This window comes from Shewanella marina JCM 15074 (assembly GCF_000614975.1).
Lineage (GTDB): Bacteria > Pseudomonadota > Gammaproteobacteria > Enterobacterales > Shewanellaceae > Shewanella > Shewanella marina.
On the sequence record NZ_BALM01000050.1, the window covers coordinates 1 to 7,657 of the forward strand.

At 41.4% G+C, this 7,657-nt stretch carries 2 protein-coding genes, 2 tRNA genes and 2 pseudogenes; 3 read left to right on the forward strand and 3 right to left on the reverse strand.

Annotated features, from left to right (window positions below; genetic code table 11):
- Positions 1–250: 250 nt before the first annotated feature.
- From ubiK to JCM15074_RS19830, 3 genes and pseudogenes are all read right to left on the reverse strand, one after another.
- Positions 251–507, reverse strand: a pseudogene (gene ubiK, locus JCM15074_RS23250) (ubiquinone biosynthesis accessory factor UbiK).
- Between the two features lie 102 nt (positions 508–609).
- Positions 610–3,689 (reverse strand): annotated as a pseudogene (locus JCM15074_RS23255) (multidrug efflux RND transporter permease subunit).
- A gap of 11 nt (positions 3,690–3,700) precedes the next feature.
- The gene (locus tag JCM15074_RS19830; protein WP_025823659.1) at positions 3,701–4,819 is read right to left on the reverse strand and encodes an efflux RND transporter periplasmic adaptor subunit; all 1,119 of its coding nucleotides are present in this window, start codon (positions 4,817–4,819) and stop codon (positions 3,701–3,703) included.
- Between the two features lie 340 nt (positions 4,820–5,159).
- Here JCM15074_RS19830 and rep point away from each other — a divergent pair, with 340 nt between their 5' ends.
- The 3 genes from rep to JCM15074_RS19845 all read left to right on the forward strand — a co-directional run bounded on the left by rep (position 5,160) and on the right by JCM15074_RS19845 (position 7,634).
- Positions 5,160–7,172, forward strand: a complete 2,013-nt coding sequence (gene rep, locus JCM15074_RS19835) for a DNA helicase Rep (protein ID WP_025823661.1) — start codon at positions 5,160–5,162, stop codon at positions 7,170–7,172.
- Between the two features lie 259 nt (positions 7,173–7,431).
- A tRNA-Arg gene (locus JCM15074_RS19840) sits at positions 7,432–7,508 on the forward strand.
- 50 nt (positions 7,509–7,558) lie between these two features.
- Positions 7,559–7,634: transfer RNA gene (locus JCM15074_RS19845), tRNA-His, on the forward strand.
- The last annotated feature ends 23 nt before the right edge of the window (positions 7,635–7,657 follow it).

A 7,657-nucleotide genomic window follows, 5' to 3' on the forward strand; every position in this document is an offset into this window, starting at 1 on the left:
CAATGGTATTGAGATAGAGACATAATGGAATCAGCATTAATAACAGCCAGAAAAAGCCGAGAAAGGCTAACTTAGTTTGACGTGGCAAGGTTGAACCCTCAGATAAAAATTGCGATAACACAAGTTACATATTGTGTCATAAATTATAGGGTAATGGCAGTTTAAGCGAGTGCGAGTCCTGTATATCGTTAAATGGACACCGCTTGTGTATAAAGGTAAATAAAGCGCCATTAGGCGCTTTATCTCAGAACTATTCGGCTTTATCTGCGAGTGTGGCTTCTAGTGCTTCCACTCTTGCGGTTAATGCTTCTAGCTTTTCACGAGTGCGAATAAGCACTTGTTGCTGGATATCAAACTCTTCACGAGAAACCACATCAAGTTTCATTAACTGTTGTTGCAACACTTGTTACTGCGTTCTTCAAATTCACCAGCAAATTGCTTTAGTCCACTTGGTAGATTATCAGAAAGCTGTTTGGCAACTTCTTCGATTTTTTTGGGGTTAAGCATGAAATATCCCTAAACATGATGTTAATAACTAGTGAGCTTAAATAAAAAGGCCTGTAAATAACAGGCCTTTTCTTATTACAGTATCAATATTACGGAATTAAACTAAAATGCCGCTGGTTTTGACTCATCAAACTCGGGTAGCGGTTTGTGCTGCTCGGCTAAATAAGTGTAGATAACAGGCAATACAAATAAGGTAAACAGGGTACCAATACCTAAGCCAGCCACAATCACAATACCAATGTTAAAGCGCGCAGCCGCACCTGCACCAGAGGCAAATAATAATGGAATTAAACCTGCGATCATTGCCGCTGTTGTCATTAAGATTGGACGTAAACGAATCGTCGCCGCCAGCATAATGGCATCCATCTTACTTAGGCTATTATTGAGCTGTTCTTCTTTAGCAACCTCACACATCAAAATACCGTGTTTAGTGATTAATCCGACTAAGGTAATTAAGCCCACCTGAGTGTAGATATTCATCGAGGTTAAGCCAAACACATGAGTCCAGCCCAGCGCAATCAAGGCACCACTAATGGCTAATGGCACAGAAACTAAGATAACGATTGGATCTTTTAAGCTTTCAAATTGGCTAGCAAGTACTAAGTAGATGATCGCTAAAGCTAATAAGAAGGTGGTATAAAGTGCGCTACCCTCAGTAACATATTGGCGTGATTCACCCAAGAAGCTATGGCTATAGCCTTTTGGTAAATCGTTTTTGGCAACATTATCAAAGAAGTTAACCGCATCACCCATCGCTACACCTGGAGCAAGTACTGCACCAATAGTAACTGAGTTCATTTGGTTAAAGTGTGGTAGTGAACGTGGTTCACCCTTCATAGTAATATCGACCAAACTAGACAGTGGAATCGAACGACCATCTGCAGCTGTTAGATAGTACTTATTGAGATCTTCTGGGTTTGCACGTAACTTACGCTCTACCTGTGGGATCACTTCATATGAACGGCCGTCTAAGTTGATACGGTTAATGTAGCCATCACTCATCATGGTACTTAATGTGGTACCAATTTGTTTCATTGTGATGCCATATGCACCGGCAAGATCGCGCTTAATATGAATTTTCATGGTGGCAGAATCAAATTTTAAGTTGATATCTGAATACACAAATAGCGGATTCTTTTTCACTTTCTCTAATACGCTTTCACCCACTTTATAAAGGTTTTCAAACGAGTTAGAGGTGGTGATAACAAATTGAACTGGCAGACCACTAGAAGCACCCGGTAACTCTGGCATTTGGAAAGTCGTTAATGCCATGCCCGGAATGTTTTTCACTTCCTTGCCGTATAATTCCTGCATCTGTTTCTGGCTCTTGTCACGCTGACTCCAAGGAACGAGTGGCGCAATACCAAATGCTTGGTTAGAGCTTGGAATACCAACAAATACTAATGAACCCGCAGCTTGTGGTTGAGCTTGAATAATCTTAGCCACTAAGTTCATGTTGTTTTGGATATAGTCGAGGTTTGCAGTAGAGGGTGCTGTACCCATCATCATCACTACACCGTTGTCTTCACTTGGTGCTAATTCAGATGGGATAAACTTAAACATAACCGGTAGTGATACCAATACGATAACGGCAAATGCAACAATGACAGGTCGATGTCCCATCACGGCAGCGAGCATTTTTTGGTAACGATCAGTCAGTCTCGTTAAGAAACGCTCAACTGCTTGTTCAAATTTATTTGGGTGTTGATGCGGTACTAACACTTTTGAACACATCATAGGTGAAAGTGTTAATGCAACAATACCTGAGATAAATACTGAACCTGCGAGGGTTAAGGCAAACTCTTTAAATAGTGCACCAGTAACGCCGCCCATCAATGCAATTGGCGCATATACCGCAGCAAGGTGATGGTCATAGTGATAACGGGAACCGCGATTTCACGGGTACCAATAATTGCGGCTCTAAATGGTGACTCACCCAGCTTGATATGCCGGTCAACGTTCTCAACCACCACAATAGCATCATCCACCACCAGACCAATGGCGAGTACCATTGCCAGTAGTGTCATTAAGTTAAGACTAAAACCACACATTTGCATCACGACAGCCACACCGATTAGTGACAATGGAATTGTTACAATCGGTACGATAACGGCGCGTAATGAACCTAAGAATAGGGTGATAACCGCAATCACAATAATTGTGGCTTCAGCAATAGTCTTAATTACTTCATGAATCGATTCATTAATGGCAAGTGAAGAGTCATATAAAACCTTAGCTTGAATTGATGGTGGTAAGTTATGTTGAATCTCTGGAAGCATTGCCCGTGCCGCTGCCGCTACAGTAAGTGGGTTAGCTGTTGGAGTGACATCAATACCAACAACTACCGCCTCTTTACCATCTGCCAGCGCGCGGTAAATATCATGGCTTTTAGCTAATGACACATCAGCAATATCACCCAGACGCACGACCATGCCATTATGGCTACCAATCACCAAGTTTTTGAGCGATGCAACGGTTGATACTTGAGTATCTGCAGTGGCATTAAACAGGGTGTAAACTCCGTTAATTTGGCCCGCTGCAGATTGGAAGTTATTGTCTTGTAGAACCTGTAAAATCTTACCCGCAGACAGATCAAATGCGCCCATGCGTGCAGGATCAAGCCAAATACGCATTGCAAATGGAGTACCGCCGTAAAGGTTAACTTTAGCAACACCATTAATAGTGAATAACTTAGGTTTAACTACCCGGTCTAGGTAGTCGGTAATCTGACTGCCAGTAATCTCTTTACTTGAGAACGAGATATACAGGGTCGAGGTTTGTGAACCTGTCGACATCGTCACTGTTGGATCTTGAGCTTCTTTCGGTAGTTGTGAACGCACCGAGTTTACTTTCGCCAAGACATCTGCAAGCGCACCATTGGGATCGGTGTTTAGCTTCATCTGCAATGAAATATTCGAGCTACCCAAGCTGCTTTGCGAGGTCATAAAGTCGATATTATTGGCTTGAGCTAAAGCTTGTTCTAAAGGTTGGGTAATAAAACCCTGAATTAAATTGGCATCAGCGCCGTAATAACCCGTAGTGACATTAATCACTGTATTAGTCATTTCTGGGTATTGGCGAACTTGCATGCCTGTCATGGAATGCACGCCGAGCAGTAACAGCATAAAGCTAATCGCTAATGCTAGTACTGGGCGACGAATAAAAATATCAGTAAAGCGCATACTTGCCCCCGTTATAGTTGTGGCATAGTTGCTGGTACGGCTAGAGCGTCGTTTTCAACTATATGCACTTTACTGTTATTGCTAAGACTGATCTGGCCTGAGGTGACGATCTTCTCACCTGCCTTAATATCACCACTGACTAATGCATTATTGCCATTACGTTCTAATACGTGAATATCGATCTGTTTAACACGTTCAGTGGTCTTGCCATCTTTGCTGTGATCTTGGATAAGATAGATAGAGTTACCGTATAGCGTAAAGTTAATTGCAGTTTGTGGTAATACAAATTGCTGTTCTAGTTTAGGTAGAATGATGGCTACTTTGGCAAACATGCCGCTACGTAAATGCAGATCATCATTTGGAATTTTGGCTTGTACCTGAATCAGACCACTTTGTTGGAAAACTGCAGGTTCAATCGCAGAAATCTGACCGATAAATGGCTTAGCTGGATAAGCATCAACCATCACTTGTACCTGTTGTCCCACGGCAATTTTTGATAATTGTGTTTGCGGTACAGTAAAGCGGATTTTCATGCTGGTAAGATCTTCAAGTTGGACAAGATTAGTGCCCATCTGAATATAATCACCTAAGTTAACGTTACGAATACCGACTAAGCCTGCAAAAGGCGCTCTAATTTCGCGACGATTAATAGTGGCTTTTAAGCTTTCGATATCTGCGTTTAATGCAAGATACTTAGCTTCTGCATTATCTAAATCTTGCTGTGATACTGATTTTTGCTTATAGAGCTTTAATAAACGTTGATAATCGCCTTTTACTGCAGGCAGTTGTACTAATTTAGCTTGTAAGTTAGCGCGTTCAACTTTTGAATCTAAGCCAATCAATAATTGACCTTTATTAACATGACTACCATTTTGGAAGCCAATTTTATTAATAATGCCTGATACTTCGTTGGAGACGGTAATACCTTGGTTCGGCTCAACAAAACCAATTGCATCAACGGTAGGTTGCCACTCAGATGGTTGTAACGTTAATGCTGTTACTGGATATACCGGTTCAGGCATATTTGCAATCGCATTGTCGATTTTTGCTTTAATAAAAAAGTTAAAGCCTATTACTGAGCCAAATGCGAGCGCAGCAATAATTAGCATAATCAGGATCCATTTTTTCATTACCTGAGTGCTCCTTTAGATTCCGAAGAATAATATGGTGAGTCGAATTGCAAATTAGTATGAGTAATTTGCAGGGGTTGTGTCTGCTGAGTGTCGACTGTTTTTAGTTTAGTTAAAAAAATCACTTGCTATAAGTCAGTGTAAAATAGGCAAACTTAGCAAGTTTAATCCCATCGAATCTATCTCTCAATGAAACAAATTGTAATTTATGTTGCTAAAATTGATGGGGTGATAGCGTTGTTTGTAACTGCAGCAAAAGGATGTAATTAAACTGCTCGCTGTAGGCGCTTTTTGATATGATCAGCTAAAGTAAGAATTATATGAATTTGGATAGTTATAGATGAAGCTCAATCCTGCGCAAAATGATGCTGTTCACTATGTTTCTGGACCATGTCTAGTATTGGCAGGGGCGGGTAGTGGTAAAACGCGAGTCATTATTAATAAGATAGCCTATCTGGTGCAAGAGTGTGGTTATAGTGCCCGCCACATTGCCGCGGTGACCTTTACCAATAAAGCTGCGCGTGAAATGAAAGAGCGTGTGGCTCAATCAATGGGGCGTAAAGAAGCACGTGGGTTATGGATCTCTACCTTTCATACCTTAGGTTTAGAGATCTTAAAGCGAGAATATAAAGTAGTAGGATTAAAACCCGGCTTTTCATTATTTGATGATCAAGACACATTAGCATTATTAAAAGAGTTAACCGAAGTCGAATTAGATAACGATAAAGATCTATTACGCTTGTTAGCAACCAGTATTTCCAATTGGAAAGGTGGCTTAGTGGTGCCAGATCAAGCCATTAAAATAGCTAAAGGTGAACAAGAGCAACTGTTCGCAGCCTTATATCATCGTTATGCGCAGCATATGAAAGCCTATAATGCGCTAGATTTTGACGATCTTATTTTATTACCTACATTATTGTTACGTCATAATGAAGAAGTGCGTGAGCGCTGGCAAAATCGTATTCGCTATTTGCTGGTGGATGAGTATCAAGATACTAATACCAGTCAGTATGAATTAGTTAAACTGCTAGTCGGGCAACGCGCCCGTTTTACTGTGGTAGGTGACGATGACCAATCGATTTATTCATGGCGCGGTGCGAAACCACAAAATTTAGTATTACTAGGTAAAGACTTCCCTAAATTAAAGCTGATTAAGCTTGAGCAAAACTATCGTTCTAGCCAACGGATTCTACGTGCAGCTAATATATTGATTGCCAATAATCCGCACGTGTATGACAAAGCCTTGTTTAGTGAGCTTGCTTACGGTGAGCCACTTAGAGTGTTATTTGCAGCGAATGAAGAGCAAGAAGCTGAACGCGTTGTTGCTGAAATTATCAGACACAAGTTTGTTGGCCGTACCCAATTTGGCGAATACGCTATTCTATATCGAGGTAACCATCAATCGCGTTTACTTGAGCGTGCGCTGATGACTAACCGTATCCCTTATAAGTTAAGCGGTGGTACTTCATTTTTTGCAAGAGCAGAAATTAAAGACATCATGGCGTACCTCAGGTTAGTCGTTAACCCTGATGATGATAATGCATTCCTAAGGGTGGTTAATTTACCTAAGCGTGGTATTGGCCCTGCAACATTAGAGCGAGTAGGTACATATGCGAATGAACGTCATATTTCGATGTTTGAAGCAATCTTCCAGCCAGAGTTAAATCATTACTTAGGTACCGCTGCAATGGCTGCGTTATACCAATTTGGTAAATTCATTGTTGATACCGGCGAAGAAGCTACCCGTGGTGAGCCTGTCGAGGCGGTAAAGAGTCTAATTCGTAAGATAAACTACGAAGACTATCTATATGAAACAAGTACCAGTGCAAAAGCTGCTGAAATGCGGATGAAGAATATTTCAGAGCTGTACCGCTGGGTGACCGAAATGCTGCAAGGCGATGACCTTGATGAACCAATGACCTTGCCTGAAGTCGTCACACGCTTAACACTGCGCGATATGATGGAACGTAATAGTGAAGATGAAGGCGGTGATCAAGTTCAGTTGATGACATTGCACGCATCAAAAGGTCTTGAGTTTCCTTATGTGTTTATGGTGGGTTCTGAAGAGCGAATCTTACCGCATCAAACCAGTATTGATGAAGATAACGTAGATGAAGAGAGGCGCCTTGCTTATGTAGGCATTACTCGTGCACAAAAAGAGTTATGGTTCACCTTATGTAGAGAGCGTCGTCAATTTGGTGAAACGATGCGTTGTGAGCCAAGTCGGTTCTTAATGGAGTTACCACAAGATGATTTAGTGTGGGAAAACCGTAAACCACAACAAACAGAGCAAGAACGAGTACAAAAAGGTAAAGCAAACATCTCAAGTCTACGTGATATGTTTAAAAAATAACCTGGCATTAACGATTGTTGCTAAGTAAAGCGGATAAATGAGCGTATAGCTCATTAGTGAGCTTGTGAATCTAGCATTGCCACGGTTGAAAATTGAACAATTTGTTTTGTGTTTGTGTTTAAAAAGTTAACTATAAAACGCGTTTTAGCTAAAAAAACACCTGATTAGATAAAAGTTGAGCAAACGGCAAAATAAATGCAAAACAATACTGGACTCCAAGCTCAATTATCCCTACTATAGCACCCGCTGACACGGCGAGGCGCCCATAGCTCAGATGGATAGAGCGCACCCCTCCGGAGGGTGAGGCCGAGGGTTCGAATCCTTCTGGGCGCACCAGATGAGGTTTGGATATAGCCAAGCAGTGTTAGAGAGAAAGATAAGCAGTGGTGATTGTAGCTCAGTTGGTAGAGTCCCGGATTGTGATTCCGGTTGTCGTGGGTTCGAACCCCATCAGTCACCCCACTCTTTCTTAATGTTTGAAATGT